27 protein-coding genes and 1 tRNA gene are annotated in these 24,701 nt (G+C 69.3%); 12 read left to right on the top strand and 16 right to left on the bottom strand.

From position 1 onward, the window contains the following. Window positions 1-272 precede the first annotated feature (272 nt). A complete protein-coding gene (locus ACOMD9_RS02275) occupies window positions 273-467 on the top strand; it encodes a hypothetical protein (protein ID WP_421411939.1) in 195 nt (64 codons plus the stop codon). Window positions 468-535: 68 nt separating this feature from the next. Here the strand turns inward: ACOMD9_RS02275 and ACOMD9_RS02280 are convergent, their stop codons facing one another. Beyond that, window positions 536-1,363 carry a Tim44 domain-containing protein gene (locus tag ACOMD9_RS02280; RefSeq protein WP_421411940.1) on the bottom strand — a complete coding sequence of 276 codons (828 nt, stop codon included), beginning with the start codon at window positions 1,361-1,363 and terminating at the stop codon, window positions 536-538. A gap of 118 nt (window positions 1,364-1,481) precedes the next feature. Between ACOMD9_RS02280 and ACOMD9_RS02285 the strand changes: the two genes are divergently transcribed. Continuing rightward, window positions 1,482-2,057, top strand: a complete 576-nt coding sequence (locus tag ACOMD9_RS02285; protein ID WP_421411941.1) for an isochorismatase family protein — start codon at window positions 1,482-1,484, stop codon at window positions 2,055-2,057. A gap of 15 nt (window positions 2,058-2,072) precedes the next feature. On the opposite strand, the gene yaaA is transcribed toward ACOMD9_RS02285, so the two are convergent. Both yaaA and ACOMD9_RS02295 read right to left on the bottom strand, forming a co-directional pair. After that, window positions 2,073-2,852, bottom strand: a complete 780-nt coding sequence (yaaA, locus tag ACOMD9_RS02290; protein ID WP_421411942.1) for a peroxide stress protein YaaA — start codon at window positions 2,850-2,852, stop codon at window positions 2,073-2,075. A gap of 111 nt (window positions 2,853-2,963) precedes the next feature. After that, window positions 2,964-3,995, bottom strand: coding sequence for an NADP(H)-dependent aldo-keto reductase (locus ACOMD9_RS02295; RefSeq protein WP_421411943.1), 1,032 nt, complete (start codon window positions 3,993-3,995; stop codon window positions 2,964-2,966). A 253-nt stretch (window positions 3,996-4,248) separates the two neighbouring features. Between ACOMD9_RS02295 and ACOMD9_RS02300 the strand changes: the two genes are divergently transcribed. Together ACOMD9_RS02300 and ACOMD9_RS02305 are read left to right on the top strand one after the other, a co-directional pair. Beyond that, entirely contained in the window at window positions 4,249-4,764 is a 516-nt protein-coding gene (locus ACOMD9_RS02300; RefSeq protein ID WP_421411944.1) for a tetratricopeptide repeat protein, read from the top strand. A gap of 67 nt (window positions 4,765-4,831) precedes the next feature. Next, entirely contained in the window at window positions 4,832-5,332 is a 501-nt protein-coding gene (locus ACOMD9_RS02305; protein WP_421411945.1) for a hypothetical protein, read from the top strand. A 29-nt stretch (window positions 5,333-5,361) separates the two neighbouring features. Here the strand turns inward: ACOMD9_RS02305 and ACOMD9_RS02310 are convergent, their stop codons facing one another. The 8 genes from ACOMD9_RS02310 to ACOMD9_RS02345 form a co-directional block, all read right to left on the bottom strand. Further along, the gene (locus ACOMD9_RS02310; RefSeq protein ID WP_421411946.1) at window positions 5,362-5,916 is read right to left on the bottom strand and encodes an LOG family protein; all 555 of its coding nucleotides are present in this window, start codon (window positions 5,914-5,916) and stop codon (window positions 5,362-5,364) included. Window positions 5,917-6,040: 124 nt separating this feature from the next. Further along, window positions 6,041-6,166, bottom strand: coding sequence for a hypothetical protein (locus ACOMD9_RS02315; RefSeq protein WP_421411947.1), 126 nt, complete (start codon window positions 6,164-6,166; stop codon window positions 6,041-6,043). A 63-nt stretch (window positions 6,167-6,229) separates the two neighbouring features. Beyond that, window positions 6,230-6,751, bottom strand: a complete 522-nt coding sequence (locus ACOMD9_RS02320) for a DUF501 domain-containing protein (protein WP_421411948.1) — start codon at window positions 6,749-6,751, stop codon at window positions 6,230-6,232. Continuing rightward, on the bottom strand, window positions 6,723-7,049 hold the full coding sequence (locus ACOMD9_RS02325) for a hypothetical protein (protein WP_421411949.1): 327 nt from the start codon (window positions 7,047-7,049) through the stop codon (window positions 6,723-6,725). The genes ACOMD9_RS02320 and ACOMD9_RS02325 overlap by 29 nt, the downstream gene beginning before the upstream one ends. 83 nt (window positions 7,050-7,132) lie before the next feature. Beyond that, window positions 7,133-7,603 (bottom strand): Cys-tRNA(Pro) deacylase, encoded by a 471-nt coding sequence (gene ybaK, locus ACOMD9_RS02330; protein ID WP_421411950.1) that lies wholly within the window; start codon window positions 7,601-7,603, stop codon window positions 7,133-7,135. Further along, window positions 7,600-8,007: an acyl-CoA thioesterase gene (locus ACOMD9_RS02335; protein WP_421411951.1), complete on the bottom strand. Its 408-nt coding sequence runs from the start codon at window positions 8,005-8,007 to the stop codon at window positions 7,600-7,602. Before ACOMD9_RS02335 ends, ybaK begins: the two co-directional genes overlap by 4 nt. Before the next feature lie 69 nt (window positions 8,008-8,076). Continuing rightward, window positions 8,077-8,889, bottom strand: a complete 813-nt coding sequence (locus tag ACOMD9_RS02340; protein WP_421411952.1) for a hypothetical protein — start codon at window positions 8,887-8,889, stop codon at window positions 8,077-8,079. A gap of 83 nt (window positions 8,890-8,972) precedes the next feature. Continuing rightward, window positions 8,973-9,407 carry a hypothetical protein gene (locus tag ACOMD9_RS02345; RefSeq protein WP_421412276.1) on the bottom strand — a complete coding sequence of 145 codons (435 nt, stop codon included), beginning with the start codon at window positions 9,405-9,407 and terminating at the stop codon, window positions 8,973-8,975. 71 nt (window positions 9,408-9,478) lie between these two features. On the opposite strand from ACOMD9_RS02345, the gene ACOMD9_RS02350 reads away from it, so the two are divergent. Next, entirely contained in the window at window positions 9,479-10,657 is a 1,179-nt protein-coding gene (locus ACOMD9_RS02350) for a MalY/PatB family protein (RefSeq protein WP_421411953.1), read from the top strand. Here ACOMD9_RS02350 and ACOMD9_RS02355 read toward each other — a convergent pair. Then, window positions 10,651-11,586 (bottom strand): tetratricopeptide repeat protein, encoded by a 936-nt coding sequence (locus ACOMD9_RS02355; RefSeq protein WP_421411954.1) that lies wholly within the window; start codon window positions 11,584-11,586, stop codon window positions 10,651-10,653. The two genes, ACOMD9_RS02350 and ACOMD9_RS02355, sit on opposite strands and share 7 nt — an antisense overlap. Before the next feature lie 80 nt (window positions 11,587-11,666). On the opposite strand from ACOMD9_RS02355, the gene ACOMD9_RS02360 reads away from it, so the two are divergent. Then, window positions 11,667-12,437 (top strand): DUF3750 domain-containing protein, encoded by a 771-nt coding sequence (locus tag ACOMD9_RS02360; protein ID WP_421411955.1) that lies wholly within the window; start codon window positions 11,667-11,669, stop codon window positions 12,435-12,437. 140 nt (window positions 12,438-12,577) lie between these two features. On the opposite strand, the gene ACOMD9_RS02365 is transcribed toward ACOMD9_RS02360, so the two are convergent. Then, window positions 12,578-12,654: transfer RNA gene (locus tag ACOMD9_RS02365), tRNA-Met, on the bottom strand. Window positions 12,655-12,845: 191 nt separating this feature from the next. On the opposite strand from ACOMD9_RS02365, the gene phbB reads away from it, so the two are divergent. Next, a complete protein-coding gene (gene phbB / locus ACOMD9_RS02370) occupies window positions 12,846-13,592 on the top strand; it encodes an acetoacetyl-CoA reductase (RefSeq protein ID WP_421411956.1) in 747 nt (248 codons plus the stop codon). Between the two features lie 119 nt (window positions 13,593-13,711). Here phbB and ACOMD9_RS02375 read toward each other — a convergent pair whose 3' ends face one another. Then, window positions 13,712-16,489: a DUF349 domain-containing protein gene (locus ACOMD9_RS02375; RefSeq protein WP_421411957.1), complete on the bottom strand. Its 2,778-nt coding sequence runs from the start codon at window positions 16,487-16,489 to the stop codon at window positions 13,712-13,714. A gap of 257 nt (window positions 16,490-16,746) precedes the next feature. On the opposite strand from ACOMD9_RS02375, the gene minC reads away from it, so the two are divergent. From minC to sbcB, 4 genes are all read left to right on the top strand, one after another. Then, the gene (gene minC, locus ACOMD9_RS02380; RefSeq protein WP_421411958.1) at window positions 16,747-17,490 is read left to right on the top strand and encodes a septum site-determining protein MinC; all 744 of its coding nucleotides are present in this window, start codon (window positions 16,747-16,749) and stop codon (window positions 17,488-17,490) included. A gap of 74 nt (window positions 17,491-17,564) precedes the next feature. Then, window positions 17,565-18,383, top strand: a complete 819-nt coding sequence (gene minD / locus ACOMD9_RS02385; RefSeq protein WP_421411959.1) for a septum site-determining protein MinD — start codon at window positions 17,565-17,567, stop codon at window positions 18,381-18,383. Continuing rightward, window positions 18,380-18,631 carry a cell division topological specificity factor MinE gene (gene minE, locus ACOMD9_RS02390; RefSeq protein WP_102588074.1) on the top strand — a complete coding sequence of 84 codons (252 nt, stop codon included), beginning with the start codon at window positions 18,380-18,382 and terminating at the stop codon, window positions 18,629-18,631. The genes minD and minE overlap by 4 nt, the downstream gene beginning before the upstream one ends. An 84-nt stretch (window positions 18,632-18,715) precedes the next feature. Next, on the top strand, window positions 18,716-20,206 hold the full coding sequence (gene sbcB / locus ACOMD9_RS02395) for an exodeoxyribonuclease I (RefSeq protein ID WP_421411960.1): 1,491 nt from the start codon (window positions 18,716-18,718) through the stop codon (window positions 20,204-20,206). Window positions 20,207-20,287: 81 nt separating this feature from the next. Here sbcB and ACOMD9_RS02400 read toward each other — a convergent pair whose 3' ends face one another. After that, on the bottom strand, window positions 20,288-23,167 hold the full coding sequence (locus ACOMD9_RS02400; RefSeq protein WP_421411961.1) for an insulinase family protein: 2,880 nt from the start codon (window positions 23,165-23,167) through the stop codon (window positions 20,288-20,290). Window positions 23,168-23,176: 9 nt separating this feature from the next. Continuing rightward, window positions 23,177-23,854, bottom strand: a complete 678-nt coding sequence (locus tag ACOMD9_RS02405; protein WP_421411962.1) for an SOS response-associated peptidase — start codon at window positions 23,852-23,854, stop codon at window positions 23,177-23,179. Between the two features lie 219 nt (window positions 23,855-24,073). Here ACOMD9_RS02405 and ACOMD9_RS02410 point away from each other — a divergent pair, with 219 nt between their 5' ends. After that, window positions 24,074-24,691 carry a TetR/AcrR family transcriptional regulator gene (locus tag ACOMD9_RS02410; protein WP_421411963.1) on the top strand — a complete coding sequence of 206 codons (618 nt, stop codon included), beginning with the start codon at window positions 24,074-24,076 and terminating at the stop codon, window positions 24,689-24,691. Window positions 24,692-24,701 lie beyond the last annotated feature (10 nt).

A 24,701-nucleotide genomic window follows, 5' to 3' on the forward strand; every position in this document is an offset into this window, starting at 1 on the left:
ATGTGAGAGTAGGTCATCGTCAGGCACCTATCTAGAAAAGCCCCGTGCTCGAAAGAGCACGGGGCTTTTTGTGTCTGGGCCGTGGCCAAGAAGGGCGGGGGTTTTGCATCCATGGCCGAGGCGTTCCCGGGGGAGGGTCATGGCCGGTATCCTTCCGGTTACGGAGGGTTGCAGGGCGTAGTGGTCATGTCTGGTCGATTCGGCTAGGGTTTTCAAGGGATTGCCTATACGACAAGACCTTGTGGACAGAGAGCTCTCAGGAGGAGACGACCATGAAGACCGATATGCTCAAGAAGTTTGGCCTGGTACTGCTGATCGCCATGCTGGCAGGCGGGCTGGCGGCCTGTGGGGATGACCCGGGCCCGGCCGAGGAGGCCGGCCAGAATATCGACGAAGCCATGGAGGATGCCGGGGAAGGTGTCGAGGAGATGGGAGAATCCATCCAGGATGCTGCCGAAGGGGAGTGACAGGCAGAGGCAGGAATGCAGGAGGCCGGGCGATTGCCCGGCCTCCGTCGTTTCAGGCGCGGCGGCGTTCAGCCGTTCTGCTCGATACCCTGCACGTACCAGGGGGCATCGCCGCGAAGCTCGCGGATGAGGTGCCAGGTCTCGTTGAACTCGGTGTGCTCGCCGTTCTCGTCGAGGATGCCGTGGAAGATCACGGTGGCTTCGGCCTGCTGGCCGACCTCGCGGACCATGCCCAACTCGGCGAAGAGCCGAACCACCTCGGTGCGGTTGTTGGCCGGATGCTGCGCGCGCTCCTCGCGCAGCAGGTTGTAGAGCTCGGGCGTGACGTACTCCTGGATGCCGGCGAAGTCGTTGTTGTCCCAGGCGCGCTGCAGGGTCATGAAGTGCTCCTTGGCACCTCCCAGGAAGCGCTCGCGGTCGAACCACTCCGGCTCGCCGGCGAAGGCGCTGGCGTCGCCCATGGGCGCGGTATCGGCCTGGAAGGCGTGGGGCTGAGGCCGTGGCTCGCCCCGAGCCACGGCCTCACCGGTGGCGGCGCCGGCCATGGCCGGGCGCCGGCGTGCCAGCAGGCGGAACAGCAGGAAGCCGATGGCGGCCACCGCCAGGATGTCCATCAGGCGGAGCTCATCGAAGGCGCCGCCGAAGAACAGCGCTGCCAGGAGGCCGCCGGCGAGCAGACCGCCCAGCATGCCGGGCATGCGCGAGCCGGCCGCGGCATTCTGGCCCTGGCGGCCGGGCGCCGCCTGGGTGGCATTGCCGGCAGGGGGTTGCTGCTGCACGGTGCGGGACTGGGTGCCGAAGCTCTTGCCGCCGCCCATGCGGCGGGCCTCGGCGACTTCCAGGGCGGGGCCGAGCGTGAACAGCCCGACGACCAGCATGACAAGAAGGTGACGCATCAGGGGTGTCTCCAGGGGCAGGGGGATTCCGGTTGGATGGGGAAGTGGTCGAGTCGGTCCATTCTACCCGCTATGCTGGGAGCTCACGACAATAACCGGAACGGGATGGAGTATGTCGATGCGCCTGAGACGTGAAGAGAGCCTGATGTTGATCGTCGACCTCCAAGCGGGGCTGCTGCCGGTGATCGAGCATGGTGATCAGGCGGTGACCGAGGCAGCCTGGCTGGGTGGCCTGGCGGAGGCGATCGAGGTGCCGGTGTGGGTCACCGAGCAGTATCCCGAGAAGCTGGGAGGCAGCGAGCCGCGCCTGCTCGAGGCACTGCCCGGGCATCGGCTGTGGCAGAAGCTCACCTTCGATGCCTGTGCCAACCCGGATTTCGCGGCGGCCCTGGCCGAAAGCGGGCGTCGTCAGGTGGTGCTGTGCGGCACCGAGGCACATATCTGCGTGATGCAGACGGGGCTCGGCCTGCTGGAGGCGGGCTACGAGGTCTACTGGCTGGTGGAGGCGACGGCCAGTCGACGCGCCGGCGAGGCACGGCTGGCCAGGGAGCGCATGGTGCAGGCGGGTGCCGTCGCGGTGAGTGCCGACATGGTGGCCTACGAGTGGCTGCATCGCTGCGACGACGAGCGCTTCAAGCAGGCCCACCGGCACTTCCTCAAGGGCCGCTCGGCGCGCCCGCTGGTCTTGGCGTAGGCGGGGTGCGCCGCGTCAGGCGGCGCCTTCCGCCCGGGTGAAGACCAGGGTGTCGCCTTCCGACATGGCGGCGTTGTAGCGATAGCCTGCCACGTCGAACGCCTTCAGGCCTTCCGGGTCGTCCAGGCGCTGGCGGATCATCCAGGCCGCCATCAGCCCGCGCGCCTTCTTCGCATAGAAGCTGATGATCTTGAGCTTGCCGTTCTTCTCGTCCTTGAACACCGGGGTGATCACCCGGGATTCGAGGGCCCTGGCATCGATGGCCTTGAAGTACTCGTTGGAGGCCAGGTTGACCAGGACCGGGCTGCCGCTGGCGGCCACGGCGCGGTCGAGCTCGGCGGTCAGGGTTTCCCTCCAGAAGGCATAGAGGTCGCGGCCGGCAGGGTTCTCCAGGCGGGTGCCCATCTCCAGGCGGTAGGGCTGGATCAGGTCCAGGGGGCGCAGCAGGCCATAGAGGCCCGAGAGGATGCGCAGGTGCTCCTGGGCGAAGACGTTGTCCTCGTCGCTGAAGGTGTCGGCCTCGAGCCCCACGTAGACATCGCCCTGGAAGGCCTGGGCGGCGGGCTTGGCGTTGTCCGGGGTGAAGGGCGTCTGCCAGTCGGCGAAGCGCGCGGCATTGAGCCCGGCCAGCTTGTCGCTGATGCCCATCAGCTCGCTGAGCCGCTGCGGGGAGTAGCCGCGGAGGATCTCGATCAGCTCATGGCTGCGGTCGAGGAAGTCCGGCTGGGAGTGCAGGGCCGTGGTGGCCGGTGTCTCGAAATCCAGCGTCTTGGCGGGCGAGATCACGCTCAGCATATGGGCGCTCCTGTACCTGAGGGAAGATGGCCGGGTGGCAGTGGGGGCCAGTATACCAAGCCGTCCGGCCGCGGTGGGCTATCGGCCTGATAGCCCACCGCGGGAGGCCCTTCAGGGCGCCGGGTTGGGGAGCCGTCGATGGACCTCCTCGATGGCCTCCAGTACGCCCTGGTCGAGCTTGAGCGACTCGCTGGCCAGGTTGTCCTCCAGCTGGTCCATGCTGGTGGCGCCGATGATGTTGCTGGTGAGGAAGCTGCGCGAGTTGACGAAGGCCAGGGCCATCTGCGCCGGATCGAGGCCGTTGTCGCGGGCGATCTGCACGTAGGCGCTGGTCGCCTCTTCGGCCTGGGGGTTGGTGTAGCGCTGGAAGCGCTCGAAGAGGGTGAGGCGGGCACCTTCCGGCCGGGCGCCGTCGAGGTACTTGCCTGACAGCACGCCGAATGCCAGCGGGGAGTAGGCCAGCAGTCCCACGTTCTCGCGATGGGCGACCTCCGCCAGCCCCACCTCGAAGGTGCGGTTGAGCAGGTTGTAGGGGTTCTGGATGGAGGCCACCCTCGGCAGGCCGTGGCTCTCGGCGAGCTGCAGGGCCCGCATCACCCCCCAGGGGGTGTCGTTGGACAGCCCGATGGCACGGACCTTGCCGGCGTCCACCAGCTCCTTGAGGGCCGAAAGCGTCTCCTCCAGGGGGGTGGCATCCTCCTCCTCGTCGTGCTCGTAGCCGAGCCGGCCGAAGAAGTTGGTGCGGCGATCCGGCCAGTGCAGCTGGTAGAGGTCGACGTAATCGGTCTGCAGGCGGGAGAGGCTGGCGTCGATGGCCTGGTGCAGGTGTTCGCGGGTCAGCCGCGGGCCGCCGCGCAGATGCTCCAGGCCAGGGCCGGTGGCCTTGGTGGCGATGATGACATCGTCGCGGGAGCTCCGGCGCTTCAACCAGCTGCCGATGTAGGCCTCGGTGCGTCCCTGGGTCTCGGCCCTGGGTGGCACGGGGTACATCTCGGCCGTGTCGATGAAGTTGATGCCGAAGGCCACGGCACGGTCGAGCTGCTCGTGGGCATCGGCCTCGCTGTTCTGCTCGCCGAACGTCATGGTGCCGAGGCACAGCCGGCTGACCTCGATGCCGGTGTTGCCAAGCGGTCGCGTCTGCATCCGTCACTCCCCTTGCTAGGATCTCGTGGTGTGGAAACGCCAGGTCTGGTGCGGCACGTCCAGAACCGGCATGGTAGCGGCAGGTCGACCAGGCCGGCAAATACGAGGGGTTGAGTCGCTGCCGGGGTGGGCGTATGCTTGCGCCCCCGTTGCCCGGGTGGAGACCCGAGGGCAGTTGTCACAGTATGCGCATGACGCCGCACACAGGGTAGTGGGCGATGTCGTGATCGGCACAGGACCAGGGTTGCTTGCCATGCCCCAGGCATCATCACTGTTCACTCGGCTCGAATACCGTCTGGCGGAGCAGCTGTTCCATACCCGCTGGCTGCCTCGTTCGCCGCGGACCCAGAAGTTGACCATGCACCTCTTCCAGCGTTGTGCCGACGCGGGGCACCCGGCGGCGCTGTCGCTCTACGGGCACATGCTCTTCCATCGCGGTGTCAGCCCCCAGGACAAGGCGCGCGGTGCCCGCTACGTGCTCGAGGCCGCCCATGCCGGGGATGCCCGGGCCCAGTACCAGGCCGGCCAGATCCACGAGCGCGGCTGTGTCCTGTATCCGCGCCGTGAAGACCATGCCGTGACCTGGTATGCCCGTGCCGGCGAGGCCGGCCATCCCCTGGCCGCCGGTCGCCTGGCCAGGGCCTACCGCCTGGGCGAACTCGGCTTGCCGGTGGACGCCGAGCGAGCCGAGCACTGGCAGCGGCTGGCCGATCGCCAGGCGGGGCTGGCCGACCAACTGGACAGCATGGAAGCCCAGACGCGACACTAGGTATCAGCGGGTCGTTGTGCGGCCCCGCCATGCGACCTGGTGATTTCCATCGAGGACCTGCCTTCCCGTGACGCTACCGACACTGCTGGATATCGAAGCGTCCGGGTTCGGGCGTGGCAGCTACCCCATCGAGGTCGGACTGGCCCGTCCCGACGGCAGCACCTGTGCCTTCCTCGTGCAGCCCCTCCCCGAATGGACCCACTGGGACCCCAAGGCGGAGCTGCTGCACGGGATCAGTCGTGGCCGGCTGGCGCGGGAGGGGTTTCCGGTACGCCAGGTGGCGCGCTGGCTCAACGACGAGCTGGCCGATCTGGGCATCGCCTACAGTGACAGCTGGGGCTACGACAACACCTGGCTCTCGCTGCTCTTCCACCACGCCGGCATGCTGCCGGCGTTTCGCCTCGAGGCCCTGCGCAAGCTGCTGAGCGACGGGCAGCTCGCGCTGTGGAAGGCCACCAAGGAGGCCCTGGTGTGCGAGCTGGGCATCCACCGCCACCGGGCCGGCGACGACGCCCGCCTGCTCCAGCTCACCTACCAGCGCACCCGCGAACTCGCCGGGGACGCCTGAGCCCGCCCCAGGGCCCTTCCGCCTCGGCCTCAGGCGAGCTCGGCGAGGCGTCCCTCCAGGATATCCAGCAGTTCCGCCGGCTCCGGGGCATCGAGCAGCTCGGCCCGGGTGCGGCCGTTGAGGAAGCCGTGCTCCACGGTGCTGTCGAGGAAGGCGAGCAGCGGCGAGTAGAAGCCACCGGTGTCCAGCACGCCGATGGGCTTGTCGTGCAGCCCCAGGTAGTGCCAGGTCCAGGCCTCGAAGAACTCTTCCAGGGTACCGATGCCGCCGGGCAGCACGATGAAGGCGTCGGCATGGGCCGCCATGCTGGCCTTGCGCTCGTGCATGTTGCGCACCCGGATCAGCTCGCTGAGCCCCAGGTGTGCCTGCTCGCGTTCCACCAGGTGGTCGGGCATCACGCCGACTGCCTCGCCGCCCTCGGCCATGATGGCATCGGCCAGCGCACCCATCAGGCCGATGCGGGCCCCACCGTAGACCAGGCTGTGTCCACGACGGGCGAGTTCGGTGCCCAGCTGGCGCGTGGCCTCGAGGAATTGGGGGTCACGGCCGTCCCGTGAGCCCAGGTAGACGCAGAATCTCGACATGCTGTTCTCCTTGGCAAGGCCTCCATCCTAGTGGCACCTCGGGGGTCTCGAAAGCCCGCCTCCCCCCGGATACGCCAGGGGCGCCATCATGGCGCCCCTGGCGATGTGCTGGCCGATGGCCGGTTCAGCGCGGGGTGTTGGCCGCATCGTGCTTCATGGCCTGGCGCAGCAGCTTGATGCCCACGCCGGTGATGACCACCATGCTGGCGATCAGGGCGAGACTGGCAATCACATGGGTATCGACGTACATGCAGGGGGGCTCCTTGCGGGGTGGAGGGCTTCGGGGTCGTGGTCAGGGAGAGGCGGGGCTGTCTCAGGTCAGGCAGTCGGCGACGCCGTGCTCGGCATCCAGCCACTGCCCGATGACGTTGTCGCCACACAGGTGGTGGGCATACTGGGTGTGCAGGCAGCGTACCTGGTCCCAGTTGCCGATGCCGCCGATGCCGCGCTCCCTGAGCACGCCATCATACCCCAGCCGGATTACCTCAGCCTTTTGTGCCGCGCTCATGAAGCGCCAGCGGGCCTCGACATAGTCGCGATGGCTGCGGTGATAGGCGGCGAGGAAGTCGGGGTCGTCCTGCAGGCGGGTCTCGAGCTGCTTGATCACCCCGGCGGCCTCGATGTGCGACAGCTCGACCTTGAGGCGCCGGGAGCTGAGCCAATAGAGGGTCGGGAAGGGCATGCCGTCGACGATGGGCGCCATGCGCAGCACCAGGGGGGTGCCTTCGCCATCGGTGGCCGAGATGGCCTCGATGCCCCGGGGGGCGCGGCCCAGCTGCTCGGCGATGATGGCCAGCTGGCGCTCGTCAGGAGTCTGGTCGGTGCGGATCACCATCGTCGGGGTCCCGTACAAACTTGTTCGAACGGCCCACGGCCAGGAAGAAGGCACGCGTGAGCTGCTCGGGGGTCGGCACATAGCGCCACTGCCGCTCGCAGTACTCGTTGGCCCTGGCCATCAGCACGTCATGGAGGCGATTGAACGGCGCATCATAATCGTAGGGGTCGGCACCGAACAAGCGGATATGCGGATAGTCGGCGAAACGTTCCATGAAGTAGCGGATCAGGTCCGCCTCCACGGCGCGGTGGCGGGCGACGTTGTCGGGGTCCAGCCAGAGGTCGTAGCGGATGGCCATGACCGGCTCCTGTCGTGAGGTATCCCGGCCGTACCGGGGCCTGTCTGTGGGACAACGCGGGGCGCCATTCGGCTCGCCGCCCTTCAGGGGCGAGCGAGCGCGGCGAGGCGAGCCCCGGTGAGCTGCATCAGGTCACGGGGTGCCAGGCGGATCTCCAGCCCGCGGCGTCCGCCGCTGACATGGATCGCCTCGAAACCCTCGGCGCGGGCGTCGAGGAAGGTGGCCAGGCGCTTTTTCTGCCCCAGCGGGCTGATGCCGCCCAGCACATAGCCGGTGGCACGCTCGGCTGCCTCCGCCTCGGCCATCACGGCCTTGCGGGCGCCGGCGGCGCGGGCCAGTGCCTTGAGGTCGAGATGGCCGGCCACCGGCACGATGGCCACCACCAGCCGGCCGTCGTCGAGCCTCGCCAGCAGGGTCTTGAACACCTCGTCGGGCGACAGCCCGAGCGCGGCGGCGGCCTCCTCGCCATAGGCCGGGGTACGCGGGTCGTGCTCGTAACTGGCCAGGGAAAAGGCCACGCCGGCCTTCTCCAGGGCCTTCACCGCCGGTGTCATGCGTCTGCGGGCTCTTCCTGCAGGTGGGCTTCCAGCGCCTCGCGAAGCTCGCCCTCGATGGGGATGGCGCGCTTGGCCTGATGGTCGAAGTGTACCATCACCGTGTGGCCCAGGTTGGTCAGCTGGCCGTTCTGACGGGCCTCCTGGCTCACCGTGAAGGAGCTGTTGCCGAGCCGGGAGACATAGGTGCGGATCTCGATCTTGCTGCCGTACTGCAGCTCGGCCCGGTAGTCGACCTCCATGCGTGCCATGATCAGCCGCCACTTGCGCGGGTCCAGGTCCGGGGTGAAGAGCCGGAAGAGGTCGTTGCGGGCCAGCTCGAACCACGCCGGCAGCCGGGTATTGTTGACGTGGCCCAGGGCATCGGTGTCGTAGAAGGCGGGCTCGATGGTGCGTACGAACATCGCGGGGTTCCTTGTCTTGTGAGCGGCGTCGGATCGGGTAGGACAGCTTTATCCCTATCAAGCGCTCGGTCAAGTGCCCGGGGCAAGCCGCCTGGCCCGCCATGCCTGCAGGCGAGTCCAGCCCAGCAGCCAGACCGTGGCCGCCGCGAAGCCGGCCAGGGTGCCCGTGGCGAGGCCGAGGGTGGCGTAGGTCAGCGAGACGCACAGCGCATAGCAGAGCAGGGCGCCGAGCCCGGCCGGGTAGTGCTTGATCACCGTGGCGACCGGGGCCGCGCCGTGGGTCAGGTGGAGGATCACCAGCAAGGGATACATGCTGATCGGAAAGGCCGCCATCACGCCCGCCCACTCCGGCGGCAGCACGTGGGCCAGGCCGGTGATGGCGAAGATGATCGCGGCGGCCAGCAGGGCGCGCAGCACCAGCGCCGGCCAGGTGACGGTGCCGCGGGCCGCCACCAGGACATCGGGCACGCGACGGTAGAGACGGATGAACAGCGCGATGGCCAGCAGGGTGGTCAGGGTGCCGGTGAGCCGGCTGAACTCCACCTGGGTCAGCAGCAGGCTGGTGGCGAGGAAGGCGGCGAGGCCGCCGGCGGTGCCGGCGAGCACGCCGGCAAGGCCATCGCGGCGGCCGCAGACCAGGTAGCCGCCGCCCAGCGCCAGGGTGGCGGTGAAGCCGGCCAGGGTATGCACGGCGCTCTCGGCGGCGAAGGCGGGCGAGAGCTCGAGGCCGATGAAGAACAGCGCGATGGCGGTGCCCAGGGGATAGCCGGCGAGCAGGCCAGCGATACGGGGGCTGACGCGAACGGCGATGGCGCCCAGCCCGAGCACCATGCCGATGGAAACCAGTAGCTTGGCCAGTTGCCAGCTCAGGGGGACATCCATTCGTCTTGCCTTGATCAGGGTGGAAGATGCCGGCACCGGGGGAGGTCGTCATGACCGGCCCTGGTCCAGCCGCGTGGTGCCGGTCAGACCAGGCGCAGGCCCTGCCGGTCGGTCCAGGCCGCCTTGAGGGCGGCGGCCAGGGGGCCGCGCAGGTGGTCCGGAAGGGCGCCTTCAGCCGCCTCGAAGCTCTCGAAGGCGCGGTTGCGCAGCCAGCAGTAGGCCCAGGCGCAGGCCTCGTCGTCGCTTTCGGGCACCGGCCGCGCCGGCATCTGGACCAGCAGGAAGGTGGCCGTACGGGCGGCCCAGAGGGGGATGGCGTCACCGGCATCCTGCTCGCTCCAGGCGACCAGGGTGGCACCGCTCGGGGTCTCTTCCGGCTGGCCGAGCTTGGCGACCCGGGCCGTCTCGGCAAGGATCAGCGCCAGGCGATCCGTGTCGGCCTGGCCCAGGCGTTGCCACTGGCCGATCAGCGCCGGCAGTCCGCGGCGTACCTTGGCATAGAAGCCGCTTTGCGGCATGGTTTCGTTCATCTGACTGGTGTCCTGGCCTGGTTCTCATGACTGTGGCGTTGTCACTCGGGAGAGTACGCATGGATTACGATTTTGCCACGCCGGTGGAGCGTCGCCACCCGGCGGCGGGCAACTGGCCGTCCCAGAAATGGCACCACTACGCTGCCGAGGTGCTGCCGCTGTGGGTCGCCGACATGGATTTCGTCTCGCCCCCGGAAGTGATCGAGGCGCTGCGCGCCCGGGTCGATCACGGTGTCTTCGGTTACGGCCTGGTGCCCGATTCCCTGCGACACACCCTGTGCGAGTGGAGTGCCGAGCATTATGGCTGGCGCATCGAGCCGGAGTGGCAGCTGTGGCTGCCGGGCGTGGTGCCGGCCCTGCACCTGGCGAGCCTGGCGCTGACCGAGCCGGGCGACGGCGTGCTGACGGTGACGCCCATCTACCCGCCGTTCCTCAAGGTCGCCGAACGCACCGGACGACTGCCCCAGCAGGTGGCGCTGCGTGCCCCCGCCGCGGCGGACGAGACCTGGCGGCTCGATCTCGAGGCGCTGGAGGCCGCCATCACGCCCGAGACACGGCTGCTGCTCTGGTGCCAGCCCCACAATCCCACGGGGCGCGTCTGGCGCCATGATGAGCTGGCCGGGCTCGCCCGACTGGTCGAGCGCCACGACCTGCTGGTGGTCTCCGACGAGCTCCACTGCGACCTGCTGCTCGATGAAGGGGCCCGCCACCGGCCGCTGGCAGCCGCCTTCCCCGAGCTCGTGGCGCGCACCCTGACGCTGTGGGCGCCGTCGAAGACCTTCAACCTGGCGGGGCTCACCACGGCCTGCGCGGTGATTCCCGATGCCGGCCTGCGGCGGCGCTTCGCCGCCAGGGTGCGCGGCCTGCAGCCGGACGGCAACGTGCTCGGGCTGGTGGCCGCCGAGGCCGCCTACGCCCGGGGCGAGCCCTGGCGCCAGGCCCTGCTCGAGGTGCTGCGTGGGCATCGCCATACCCTCGCGGAGCGGGTGACGCAGTGGCCCGGTACGGTGATGAGCCCGCCGGAGTCGACCTACCTGGCCTGGCTCGACCTGCGCCGGGCACCGGCCCTCGAAGGCGCGGCGTCGCCCCAGCAGGCGCTGCTCGAGCGGGCCGGGGTGGCCCTCTCCGATGGTGCCGACTTCGGCTGGCCGGGGTTCATACGGCTCAACTTCGGTACCACTGCCTCCCAGCTGGAGGCGGCGCTGGACCGCCTGGACACCGTGCTGCGGGCTCAGTAGAGCAGCGCAAACAGCTTGCGGCGATAGGCGACGGTCAGCGGGTGATCGGCGCCCAGGGCGTCGAAGACCCGAAGCAGGGTCTTGCGCGCGGCGTCGTCGCCGTAGGCGCGGTCGGCCTTCATCACCCCCAGCAGCGACTCCAGGCCGGCCTCGTAGTCGCCATCGGCCACCTGGCGCAGGGCGCGCTTGAAGCGGGCCTCGCTGTCGTCGCGCCCCGTGAGCGCCGCCAGTTCCTCTGCCGAGGGCGCCTCCTCGCCGAACTCGATGCTGGCGCGCACCCCGCGGGCCGGGGCCGCATCGCGCTCTTCCGGCGGCAGGTTGTCGAGCACCCCCCTGGCATCCTCGGGCTTGCCCTCGGCCACCAGGGCACGGGCCAGCTCCACCTGGTAGGGGTAGTGCTGGGGGTTCTGCTGGACCAGCTGCTCGTAGAGGCTGCGGGCGGTGGCGGCATCGCCGGCGGCAAGCGCCTCGGCGGCCTGCTCCTCGGGGCTGGCCGGGGCATCCTCCGGGGCCGGGAAGTAGCGGCCGAGCCATTCGCGTATCTGCTTCTCGGGCAGGGCGCCCTGGAAGTGGTCGACCAGCCCGCCCTGGCTGATCAGCTTGACATCCGGCACCGAGCGCACGCCGAGCTGGGCGGCGATCTCCTGGTTCTCGTCGATGTTCAGCTTGGCCAGGATGAAGGTGCCCTGGTACTCACGGGCCAGCTTCTCGAGCACCGGCATCAGGTTCTTGCAGGGTTCGCACCAGGGGGCCCAGCACTCGAGCAGCACCGGGACCTGCATCGAGGTCTCGAGCAGCTGCTGGATGTTGCTGGTATCGACATCGATGATCACCTCGGCGGCCTGGCCGCCGGTCGGTGCGGCGCCTTGCTCGCCGGTGGCGGAGTCATCGGTGAGCGGTTCACCGGTGCGGGGATCGACGATGGGCATGATCAGTGGCCTTGCGTGGGGATGAATTTGATGTACAGATGCGGGTGGTGGACCGGGACTTCAAGGGGAGCGTGGCCGCGATGAGACGAATCCTGCGCCTGGCGGTCGGCTGCTGGCTGGCGTTGGCGCTGCTGTTGGCGGGCCCGCTGTGGATGCTGGCCACCGAGCGGGTCGGTGGCGGTGGCCACTGGGCCTCGGCGGACCGAGCGCCGTCGGGGCTGGCCCCGACGGCGCTGGAGGCCCCCGAGGCGGTGGTGCAGGTCTATGCGGCGCGCACCTGGGGCTGGCGCGGCGCCTTCGGCGTGCACACCTGGATCGCCACGCGGGAGGCGAACGCCGGGGCCTGGCGCATGCATCACGTCTTGAGCTGGCGCCGGCCTGCCCTGGTGTCGCAGTCATCCACCGATCCCGACCGCACCTGGTACGGCAACGCCCCCGAGCTGCTGGCCGACTATCGCGGCGAGGCGGCCGCGGCGCTGATCGCCGATATCGAGGCGGCCGTGGCGGCCTATCCGGCACCGTCGCGCTATCGGGCCTGGCCGGGGCCCAACAGCAACACCTTCACCGCCTGGGTGGCCCGCCAGGTACCGGGGCTCGAGGTGGTGCTGCCGGTGACCGCGGTGGGCAAGGACTACCTGTTCAACGGCGTGCTGGCCACGGCACCGGGCGGGTCGGGCATGACGGCTTCGCTGGGGGGCGTGCTGGGGTTGACCCTGGGGCGTGACGAGGGGCTCGAGCTCAACCTGCTGGGATTGTCGCTGGGCATCGACGTGCGGCGACCCGCGCTCAAGCTGCCGGGGGTCGGCCGGCTGGGCATGGCGCCCGTCATCAAGGGGGAGGGGGAAGGGTAGCGGGGACCGCGGAAGTTGAATAGAAAGCGAACCGATGACCTTCCTGGGGGTGTAGAGAGCCGAGCCTGACGAGCTACGGGAAGGTCTGCCGCAGGCATGAAAAAGGCCAGAATCTTTCGATTCTGGCCTGTTTCGGTATTTGGTAGCGGGGACCGGATTTGAACCGATGACCTTCGGGTTATGAGCCCGACGAGCTACCAGACTGCTCCACCCCGCATCAACGTGAGGCGTATTCTACAGCTTATACGCCTTTGGTCAAGAAAGGATTTCAAACGCTCGTCCGTGGCGCGCTCCCTGGTCCATACTGCCAGTGATTGCCACGCAGGGGGCAATCACTGGGACAAGGCTGGCCTGGGCCATTCCTGGCCGAGGCCAGGCAAAGCGTCATGAATATCAGGGAGGTAGTCAATGACCAACCAAGCACCCGTCGCCTGGGTTACCGGTGGTACCGGAGGTATCGGTACCGCGATCTGCCGCTCACTGGCTGCCGAGGGCTTCACGGTGGTGGCCGGTTACCACAATCCGGACAAGGCCAGGGCCTGGCTCGAGACCCAGAAGGCCGATGGCTACGAGAGCATCGCCCTGTCCGGCATCGATCTCACCGACTACGACTCCTGCATGGCAGGGGTGAAGGAGATTCAGGACAACCACGGCCCCGTCAGTGTGCTGGTCAACTGTGCCGGCATCACCCGGGATGGCACACTGAAGAAGATGACCGCGGAGCAGTGGCGCGAGGTCATCGACACCAACCTCAACAGCGTCTTCAACACCTGCCGCTGCGTGATCGAGGGAATGCTCGAGCAAGGCTATGGCCGGATCGTCAACATCTCCTCCATCAATGGCCGGAAGGGGCAGTTCGGCCAGGTCAACTACTCTGCCGCCAAGGCCGGCATGCACGGCCTGACCATGTCGCTGGCGCAGGAAACCGCCACCAAGGGGATCACCGTCAACACGGTGTCACCCGGCTACATCGCCACCGACATGATCATGAAGATCCCCGAGAAGGTACGCGAGGCGATTCGCGAGACCATCCCGGTCAAGCGCTACGGGACCCCGGAGGAGATCGGCCGCCTGGTCGCCTTCCTCGCCCACAAGGAGTCGGGCTTCATCACCGGTGCCAACATCGATATCAACGGCGGCCAGTTCATGGGCTGATCGCCCGCCCGCCGTGACCGGCCCCGCCGGCGGCGATCCCGCCGGCGGGGCGGGAAAGAGAAACCGAAAGCGCGAGGCAGAGACCTCGCGCTTTCGTGTTCATGGGCCCGCGGCCCCGGTCAGGGAGGTGGCAGGCGTGCCAGGTTCTCGAGCATGCGGTCGAGCTCGCCGACTTCCCGGGCCCAGAGCGCCGGGGGGATCGGCCCGTTGGCCAGCAGCTCGCGCAGGACCTCGTGGAGCTCCTCGGCCCGGGAGGGTTGCCGCCCGAGGTTCTCGTTGAGCCGTTCGACCTGGATCGCCAGGCGCAGCGGGTCGTCGCGGTGGCTGACCCGCCCCACCGCCAGCAGCGAGAGGTGGACCCGCTGGCGGGCGAGGCGCTCTTCGACTTCCGCCGGCTCGTCGGGTCGGCGGCGCGCCGCATTGCGTCGGGCATGGGCCGAGCGCATGTCCTCGGGCAGGGATACGCCGGCCGGCGGCTCGACATCGCGTGGCGCCTCACCGGCCAGGCTGGCGGCATCGGCCTCCAGGTGGGCAGCCAGCAGTGGCTGGATGTCGCGCCAGCGGTTCACCTCCTCGACGACCGCCAGGCGGGCCAGCCTCTCGTGACGCGCGCGGATGATCCCCGACCAGCGCCGCCGCATGCCTTCGGTACGGCGCCCCGTGGGGAGTGGCTCCAGGGCGGCGGCCTGCTGGATGGCCTGCTCCAGTACCTGGCCGTCGCCGCTGTCGGTCGGGTGCCAGGCATCGAGCCGGTCGATCAGCGCCTGCATGGCCTCCAGGCGTTCCCGGGCCTGCTGGACACGGTTGTCGCGCTCGGCCTCGCGACTGGCGAAGATCCCGTCACACAGGCCGCGGAACTCTCGCCACAGCGCCTGCTCCTCGCCCCGGGGCGCACGGCCCAGGGCCCGCCAGCGACGCTGCAGTGCCTTGGCCTGCTCGGCGCGGCGCGTGGCCGGGTCGTCGCTTTCGAGCAGGGCTCGGGCCTGCTCGATCAACTCGCGCTTGGCCTCGGCGATCTCTTCCGCGCGACGGTCGATCAGTGCCTGGAGGTCGTGACGGATGCGGCCGAAGCGCCGCCCGATGGCCTCGGCCCGGTCGCGGGGAACGGGGGAGAAGTGACGCCACTGTTCCCGGGCCTTGTCGCGGATCTGGCGCAGTGCGTCGGGGTCGGCCTCGTGGGCAGGCTGGGCGAGCAGCGTCTCGAGCTGTTCGCAGAGGGCCTCGCGCGCCTCCAGGTTGCGGGCGCGCTCGGCATCGAGGCGCTTGCGCCAGGGTGCCAGGCGCTCGTGGATACGGTCCGAGGCGGCGCGGAAGCTGGCGGACTGCTGGCGATTGGCCGCGGCATCCCCCAGTGACTTCCAGTCCTTGACCAGTTGACGATGGCGGCGATCGAGTTCGGCATCGGGCAGTGAGGTGTCCTCGGCCAGGTCGTCGATGGCCTGGCACAGCTGGTCGCGCTTGGGGCCGGCGACGAAGCCCCGCCAGTCGCGCAGTTCGGCGAGGCGGGCGGCGAGGCGCTTGAGGGTGGCCAGGTGGGGCTGCAGGCGAGCCTGGGGCAGTTGCTCGGCCTGCTGGCGAAGGCGCTGATGGAGGCGGCTGGCGCCCTTGAAGGCACCGCTCTCGAGCAGGCGCTCGAGTTGTGCCAGGTCGTCGGCGAACCGGGCCAGGCGGCTCTCCAGGTCGTCATCGGCCGGTGTCTCGGCGAGCCGCTGGCGGGCCTGCTGCAGGAGAGGGGACGGGGCCAGGTCGTCGGGCCAGCCGCTGGCGTCCACCAGGGCGACCAGGCGCTCGTCGTCGCCGTCGGCGAGCGCCTGACGGATGGCCGCGGCACGCTCCTCGAGCCTGACCCAGGCCTGGGCGATGCGCTCGTAGCCGGCCAGTGCCGCATCGTAGCGTCGTCGCAGCGCCTCGTCGGCCAGGTGCTGGTCGGAAAGGGCCTGCCAGCGATTGGCCAGCAACTGTCTCTGGGCCCGCAGGCTGGCGATGTCCTGCTCGGTGATGCGCTCGCCACGGGTGAGGGCATCGAGGCTCTCCTCCAGGGCTTCCACCAGGGCCTCGCGTGTCTGGTCGGCATCCTCGCGGCGCTGGTGGGCAGCCGCCTGGGAGAGCTGCCGGGCCTCGTGGTCGCCGATCACCTTGCGACAGCGCAGGCAGGCATCCTGGTAGCGCCGCTCCTGGCTGGCGTCGGGCAGGTCCTCCAGTGCGTTCCATTCGCGGGTCAGGTGACGGAAGCGGCCGGCGTAGAGCGGTTCCCAGGCGGCCTGGGCATGGCGCTCGAGCGACTCGAGCAGCGCCTCGCGGCGGTGGCGGGCGGCGGCCAGCGAGGCGGCATCGGCCCGCAGCCGGTTGAGGCGTTCCCGGGCCTGGCGTACCACCTGGCGGTCGCGGCGGGCCGACTGGACCAGCCGTGCCAGGCCGGCTTCGCTGGTCACTCGTGCCGCGGCGGCATGGCGTACCGCGGCGATGCCGTTGTCACAGGCCTGGTGGATCAGGGCCTCCTCGTCGTCCAGGCGTGCCAGGGCGGCCAGTCGCAGCTGCTGGTTGTCGCCCTGCAGGGTGATAGCCGTCAGCAGGGCGGCGGTATCGATGCGCTCGGTGAGGGCGATGCGGGTCGCCAGGTCGAGGCTGCCCTGGCGACCCGTCAGCAGTGCGACCAGGCGCTCATGCAGTTCGGGGGAGGGGGGCGTCTCATCGAGCAGGGCCAGCAGGCGCTCGGGGTCGTCGAGCCGCGCCAGGGCGGCCTGGCGAACGCCGGGGTCGGTATCCGCCGCCAGGCGTTCGAGGGCCTGGCGCTGGTCGGGTCGCGACGGGTCGAGGCGCGTGACGGCCTGGCGACGAACCCCGGGGTCGGGATGTTGCCAGCGGGGAGAAAAGAAGCGGCGAAGGAGTCCAGACATTGGCCATCCTGACTTGGAAGCCCCGCAGAGGCCGGGGCACAATCTTGTTGTAGGCAGCGGTGACGGCGCGTGGCCGTGGGCATGGATGTATCTAAGCACGCGTCGCGCCTGCGGAAAAGCCTGCGGTCCGTGTCGGGTGTGGCCGACTGGAGACACTGACAACCGACAGCGGCTGAGCTTATGATCAGTTGCAGGGGCCGAGTCACTCGCTTAGCTTTGACGGGGTACCCGACCATCACCCGACGTGGAGTTCGGCAATGAGTCTCAAAGTGGACAGGGACAGCATGGCGTTCACCTTCAAGGGGGGCATGCTGCCGATGACGGTCATGGAGCTGGCCAGCGCCGATCCCGAGCGCATCCGTGAACAGCTCGCCGGCAAGCTCAGCCAGTCCCCGGCTTTCTTCCAGCACACCCCGGTGGTGCTCAGCGTCGAGAAGCTCGACGAACCGCACCTGGCCCTCGAGCGCATCTGTGCGGTCTGCCGGGCCCACAAGCTGTTGCCGGTGGCGGTACGCGGCGGCACCGATCCGGTCAAGCAGTCGGCCTGGGCGCTGGGGCTGGGCTGGTTCCCGCCCCAGGAGGCGACTCGGCCCCGGACGCTGGAGAGCGTGGCGACCGCCGAGCCGGAGGCGAGCGAGACGGCCGAGCTCGAGGCCCCCCCGGGGGTGGCCAGCGGCGGTCGTATCTACCGTGGCACGGTACGCTCCGGCCAGCAGGTGACCTCGCCGGAGGGCGACCTGGTGGTGATCGGCGCCGTCAATGCCGGCGCCGAGGTGCTCGCCGCCGGCAGCGTGCATGTCTATGGTGCCCTGCGCGGCCGCGCCCTGGCGGGGATCCACGGGGACCTCCAGGCCGGGATCTTCTGCCGCGAACTGCGCGCCGAGCTGCTCTCGGTGGCCGGCAACTACAAGCGGCTCGAGGACATCGATCCTTGCCTGCTGGGCACTTCCGTGCAGGTGCGCCTGGACGACAACCAGCTGGGCATCTCGCCGCTGGCCTGATCCCGCCCGGCGGTATCGGGCGATGCTGCCCGTCGTCTCATTACCCATTCCACCATACTGACAGGAAGCGTAACTTGGCCAAGATCATCGTTGTGACCTCCGGCAAGGGGGGGGTCGGCAAGACAACAAGTGCGGCAGCCATTGCCACTGGCCTGGCGCTGCGAGGCAACAAGACCGTGGTCATCGACTTCGATGTCGGGCTGCGCAACCTCGACCTGATCATGGGGTGCGAGCGCCGCGTGGTCTACGACCTGGTCAACGTCATCCAGGGCGAGGCGGGGCTCAACCAGGCACTGATCCGCGACAAGCGGGTCGACAACCTGCATATCCTGCCGGCCTCCCAGACCCGCGACAAGGATGCCCTGACCCTGGAGGGCGTCGAGAAGGTGCTCGAGACCCTGGGCAAGGATTTCGATTATATCCTCTGTGACTCGCCGGCGGGCATCGAGCGCGGTGCCCAGCTGGCGATGTACTTCGCCGACGAGGCGGTCGTGGTGACCAACCCGGAGGTCTCCTCGGTGCGCGATTCCGATCGTATCCTGGGGTTGCTGGCGTCCAAGACGCGACGGGCCGAGCGCGGCGAGGACCCGATCCGCGAGCACCTGCTGATCACCCGCTACAACCCGTCACGGGTCGACCAGGGTGACATGCTCAATCTCGAGGACATCCGCGAGATCCTGGCCATCGACCTGCTCGGGCTGATCCCCGAGTCCGAGGCGGTGTTGCGGGCCTCGAACCAGGGGGTGCCGGTCACCCACGACGCCGACAGCGACGCCGGCCAGGCCTATACCGACACCGTGGCCCGCCTGCTCGGCGAGGAGGTGCCGCTGCGCTTTCACGAGTACCAGAAGAAGAGCCTGTTGAGCCGAATGTTCGGAGGAGGTCGCCGGTGAAGTTGCTCGAGTTCCTGAAGAGAGAGCGCAAGAAGTCCGCATCGGTCGCCAAGGAGCGATTGCAGATCATCGTCGCCCACCAGCGCAGCCAGCGCGGCCAGCCGGACTACATGCCGATGCTGGAGAAGGAACTGCTGGAAGTGATCCGCCGCTATGTCCAGGTCGACGACGATGCCATCAACATCAGTCTCGACAGCGAGGACAACTGCTCGGTGCTGGAGTTGAACGTCACCCTGCCCAGGGCCTGAGCATCGGAGCCGGCTGAGCGGCGCGCGAGGCTGTGCTAGGCTGTCCCTTTTCAAGCCACCAGCACCCTCCGGAGAGAGCTGCCCATGGCGCCGCCTCATGCCGCCCCGATGACCTTCCTGTGGCACGACTACGAGACCTTCGGTGCCGACCCGCGCCGCGACCGTCCCTCCCAGTTCGCGGCGATCCGCACCGATGCCGAGTTCAACGAGATCGGCGAGCCGGTGACGTGGTTCTGCAAGCCGGCCGACGACTTCCTCCCCCATCCCCAGGCCTGCCTGATCACCGGCATCACCCCCCAGCAGGCCAGCCGCCGCGGCCTGCCCGAGGCCGAGTTCGCCGGCCGTATCCAGGCGCTGATGAGCGAACCGGGCACCTGCGTGCTGGGTTACAACAGCCTGCGCTTCGATGACGAGGTGAGCCGTCACCTCTTCTATCGCAACATGCTCGACCCCTATGCCCGGGAGTGGCAGAACGGCAACTCCCGCTGGGACCTGATCGACGTGGTGCGCGCCTTCCATGCCCTGCGCCCGGCCGGCATCGAGTGGCCGAGTCGTGACGATGGCTCGCCCAGCTTCAGGCTCGAGGCGCTGACCGCCGCCAACGGCATCGAGCATGCCGGCGCCCACGATGCCCTGGCCGACGTGCGGGCCACCATCGCCCTGGCGCGCCTGCTTAAGGCCGCCAATCCGAAACTGTTCGACTACCTGCTCAAGCTGCGTGGCAAGCGCGCCGTGGCGAAACTGCTCGATGTGCCGAACCGCAAGCCGGTGCTGCACGTCTCGCGCCGCTACCCCGCGAGTCGCGGCTGCAGTGCCCTGGTGGTGCCGCTGGCCGAGCATCCGAGCAACCCCAACGGGGTGATCGTCTACGACCTCTCGGTGGACCCCTCCCCGCTGTTCGACCTCAGTGCCGAGCAGATCCGCCAGCGGGTCTTCGTCAGCAACGACGACCTGGCCGAGGGTACCGAGCGCATCCCCCTCAAGGTCATCCACATCAACAAGTGCCCGGTGCTCTTCCCGGCCAGTGCCCTCAAGGACGTGGAGGGGCCGGCCAAGGGGGAGTACGGCGAGATCGTCGCGCGCCTGGGGCTGGACCTGGCCACCTGCCGCGAGCACTGGAAGCTGCTGTCCGCTCGCCCCGAGGTCGCCGGCCGGGCCGCCGAAGTCTTCGCCGAGCCGCCACCGGAAGGCCCCCGCGATCCCGACCTGATGCTCTACGCCGGGGGGTTCTTCTCGCCCGCGGATCGCCAGCAGATGCAGCGGGTGCGCGAGACCGACCCCTGGGACCTGGTCGGGGCGAGCTTCGCCTTCCAGGACCCGCGCCTCGAGGAGATGCTGTTCCGCTACCGGGCGCGCAGCTATCCGGAGACCCTGGAGAGCGAGGAGCAGGTCCAGTGGGAGGCCTTCCGCTGGGCGCGGATGAACGACGCGGCGCTCTCCAGCCTGACCCTCAAGGACTTCGCCAGGGAGATCGAGCGCCTCAACCAGGTGGCGCTGAGTGACCGTGACCGGCAGATCCTCGAGGAGGTGGTGATGCACGTGGAGGCGATCATGCCGCCCCAGGCCTTCGACTGAAGGCAGCGGCGACGGGGGCGTGCGAGCAGCAGGCGAGAAGCGCCCGGCCCGTCGGCCGGGCGCTTCTCGTTGGTGGGCGGGTCAGTCGTCGGCTTCCGGCATCGGCGCCAGGTGGCGGGTCAGCTCGGCCACGTCGCTGGGCTCGTCGCCCGGGTCGAAGGTGACGTTGGCCACGGCCGCGTCGCGCAAGCCCGACCAGGCCTCGCGCAGGTCCCGGGCCGTGACCGACAGGGCCCGCTCGGCCAGCCGCTCGCGGCGATCGAACTCGGTGTCGCCGAAGGACATCGCCTGCCAGAGCCGGTTGGCGCGGCCGGAGAGGCTGGTGTCCCGCTGCATCAGGTTGTCGTGCACGGCCCGGCGATACGGGGCCAGGTCGTCGTCGTCCAGGGCGTCGAGCCGCTCCTCGAAGTCGTTCAGGAAGGCGTCGATGCGGGCCTGGATCACCTCGCTCTCGGTGTCGGGCGATTGCACCAGCAGGCCGAGGCCCGGCGCATCCATCAGCGGCGAGTAGCCGGCGTTGACCACATAGCCCAGCTGCTCCTCGGTACGCAGCCGCTGGTAGAAGGGGGTGTCGATCAACTGGCCGAGCACCGCCAGCCGGGCCTGACTCTCCAGGGAGCGGTCCGGCCCCTGGAGGTAGCGCAGCACCAGGGATTCCTGGCGAGTGGTGACGGGCACCAGCGTCGGCAGCGAGGCGTCGGCGCGCAGCGGGACCAGGTCGGGAATCTGCTCCTCGGCGAGGCCGGGCGCGAGGGCGTCGGCGACCAGGCGGGCCTCGCGGGTCGCCAGCGAGACATCCAGGTTGCCCACCGCCATGGCTTCCAGGCGCAGTTCGGCGAGGAAGGCCTCGCGGTAGTCGCGCAGGTCGTCGAGCTCGAGCTCCCGGCTCGCCTCGAGCAGGGCGTCCGTGGGCCACTGGGGGCGTACCAGGGCCTCGGTGAGGGTGCGGTGGGCCTGTCGGTAGAGGGCGGCCTGGGGGGCGTTGCGCCATTCCCGCTGCAGGCGGTAGCGCACCCGCTCGAAGGTGGCGGCATCGATCTCGCCCTCCTGGAGCTGCCCCAGCACGCGGTGCATCAGCTGGTCCTGGCGATCGCGCCAGCCGGAGAAGGACAGGGTGATGCCGCGGGCGTGGGCATAGGCCTCGAAGTGCTGGCCGGCGAGCCGGGCCGGGTAGAGGGCCTCGTTGAGGCTGTCGTCCAGCCAGCCTGCCAGCAGCCGGGCCAGGGTGGCGTCGCGGGCGGACGCCGAGGCCCGGGGGTGCTGCAGGCTGAAGCGCCACTCCACCTTGGGCGTGTTGAAGGTGGCGTCCGCCATGTGCCAGAGGGCGAAGGCCTCCTCGTCGATCACCAGGTGCGGCCGGTCATGCTGCTCGTCGAGCAGTGTCACGTCCTCGGCGATATAGGGATTGGGCTCGGCAAGGGTGAGGCCACCCAGCGCCGGCACCTCGTCCCCGACGGGGTCGGTGACCTCCCGCCAGGGGGTGTTGAACCAGGGGGAGACCCGGTCACCCTCGACGTCCGGAGCGCTGTAGAGCCGCAGCAGGTTGTCGGGGCGCAGGGCATCCAGGTAGTGCGCGACCCGCTCCCGGTCGAAGCCGTCCATGCGGTAGGCGGCGTACTGGACATCCTCCACCGGGAAGCGGGCCAGGTTCATGGCCAGGCGCATGGCACCATTGAGCGGCGAGCCGTGCTGCTGGAAGCGGAACTGCTGCTCGGCCAGCCGGGCCTGCTCGTCGTAGCGCCAGGCCTCGAGGCCCGCGTCACGGATCTGCTCGATGGCGGCGAACAGGGTGGCCTCGATCTCGTCGAGTCGCTCCGCTCCGGCCGGGGTCAGGCTGATGCCGATGCTGAACAGGGCGTGGCGGCCGTCACCGCGGGAGACGCCGGCGGAGAGGCCATCGGCCCAGCCCGCCTCGCGCAGGACGGCGAGCAGGCTGCCGGCACCCTCGTGACCCAGCAGGTGGGCCAGGAGGTCGGCGGGCTTGTGGCGGTACTCCGGCATCGGGTCGGGGACCGGGAACAGGAAGCGCAGCCGGCGGCTGTCGCGCACCGACTGCAGTTCGACGCGTCGTGGCAGGCGGCTCTCGGTGACCAGCGGTGCCTCGATCACCGGGCGCGACAGGCCGTGGTCGGGTATCTCGGCGAAGCGCTCGGTCACCAGCGCCTCGAGCTCGTCCAGGGGCCGGGGGGCGATCACTGCCAGGTGCATCACGTTGGCATCGTAGTGCTGCTCGTAGAACTCGATCACCCGTTCACGCAGCGACGCTTCGCCCTCGGGCGGGTCGGCCAGGGTGGCGCGGCTGCCCACGGCGAAGCCGGTGGTGGGATTGTCCGGGTTGAGCAGCTGGTTGAGCACGTCGTTCTCGCGGCGGCCATCATCGCGGATGCGTGCCATGTACTCGGAATGGACGATGTTGCGCTCGCTCTCGAGCTGGTCGGCGTTGAACAGCGGGGCGATGAAGAAGCGACTGAAACGGTCCAGGGCCCCGGGAAGTGCCTCGGGGTCGATGTCGAAGAAGTAGTTGGTGTCCTGGGGGGCGGTGAAGGCGTTGTGGCTGCCGCCATGGCGGGAGATGTAGCCCTGGTAGGCATCCGCCTCGGGGAAGGTGTCGGTGCCCAGGAACAGCATGTGCTCCAGGAAGTGGGCGAGGCCCGCCAGGTCGTCGGGGTCCTGGGCGCTGCCCACCCCCACGTTCATCGAGGCGGCGGCCTTGTCCGCCTCCGGGTCGTTGACCAGCAGGGTGGTGAGGCCGTTCTCCAGGGTCAGCACGCGGTACTCGCGCACGTCGTGGGGGCTGGTCAGGGGGGTGGTGACATCGGCCACGGCCTCCGGCTCGGTGGCCCCGGCCGGGGCGAGGGGCAGGGCGACCAGCAGGGCGCCGGCCAGGGCCAGCAGGCCGAGCGGGCGCAGCGGTCGCCGGATGCGGTAATCGACAATGGCGCTGAGGGCGGCGATGGACATCGTCTCTCCTTATCGGGGGTTCCGGCGCAGCATGGGCCCCGTGGGGTGGGCACAGGAAGGATCCTGGTGCGCGGGATCGTTGACACGTCTTGATACCGGAAAGGCGCCCAACAGTTCCATGGGGGCGGTCGTCAGCAGTGCCTTCGTCGCCTCGGGTGGCGTCCGCGGATCGAGCCAGCGGTGGCTGTCGCCAGCGGCGATCACCGCCGGCAGGCGGTCGGTGAGGGGGGCGAGCAGGTCGTTGGTCGGCACGGTGATCAGGGCGAGGGAGTCCGTGTGCTCGACCAGGCTGGTGTGGAAGCGGCACCAGAGTCCCGCCAGCAACAGCGGCCCGCGGTCGACCCGGGTCACCAGGAAGGGCTGCTTGAAGCGTGGCTGGGGCCGCCAGGCATAGACACCGCTGACCGGCACCAGGCAGCGCCGGGCGTGGAAGGCCTCGCGAAACATGGGGCGCGCCTCGAGGGATTCGGCCCGGGCGCAGTGCGGGGCATGGTCGAGCACCTCGAGCCAGGGCGGTGTCAGGCCCCAGAACAGCCGGGACAGGTGCGGCCTGCCGCCTTCCAGGCGGATCGCCGAGAGCGGCCGCCGCGGGGCCAGGTTGGGGCTGGTCAGCAGGGGGGAATCGACCGTCAGGCCCGGCAGCAGGCGCTCGAGGTCGAGAGAGGCGATGTGCAGTCGGCCGGCCATGGGCACTCCGCGATCGATGGAGCGACAGGGTACCCAAGTCGAACGGGCGAGAAAAGCGCCGAACCGGCGGCGATCCTGACCCGGGCTTGTGTTTGCCGCATGAATGGATAAGCTGTCGAAAACAGTGTTCGATCTGCGCTATCCTAGGTGTCATCAGGCCATGCCCGATCGCATGCGCCCGAGCCGAGTCCCGTACGCCACCATCTTGCGAGGAAACCGATGGCCCGTCCCAGACAGCATGCGCCCGAGGCGCTACATGCCCAGGTCATGGCGGCATGTGATGCCTGGCTGCAGGAGCATCCTGCGCACTCGCTGTCGCTGCGTGCCCTGGCGCGAGAGGTCGGTTGCGCTCCCAGCACCCTGCTCAAGCTCTACGGCAGCTTCGGCAACCTGCTGCAGCACGTCAACATCGAGACCCTGGCGCGGCTGCGCAGCGTCATCGAGCCGCTGACCGAGAGCGCCTCCCCCGAGCAGCGACTCAAGGCCCTGGCGAACGCCTACTGGCAGTTCGCCCAGCGTGACGCCTACCGCTGGCAGCTGCTGTTCGACTATCCCCTGGCCCAGGAGGGGGAGCTCGACCAGCGCCAGAGCGACATGATCGAGGCGCTGTTCCTGCGTGTCGAGGCCACCCTCAAGGAGTATCAGCCGGCGCTGGATGACCTGGAGGCCCGACGTCTGGGGCGTACCCTCTGGGGCAGTGTCCATGGACTGGTGCAGCTCGGCCTCAACGAGCGCCTCGGCTACTGGCAGGGTCAGCAGCTGGAAGTCGGCGAGCTGCTCGACCAGCTGCTCCACACCACCCTCGCCGGCCTGAAGCATAGACCCGACGTGACGTGACGATCCTGCT

It is taken from the genome of Halomonas terrestris, from assembly GCF_049166755.1.
Taxonomy (GTDB): Bacteria; Pseudomonadota; Gammaproteobacteria; order Pseudomonadales; family Halomonadaceae; genus Halomonas.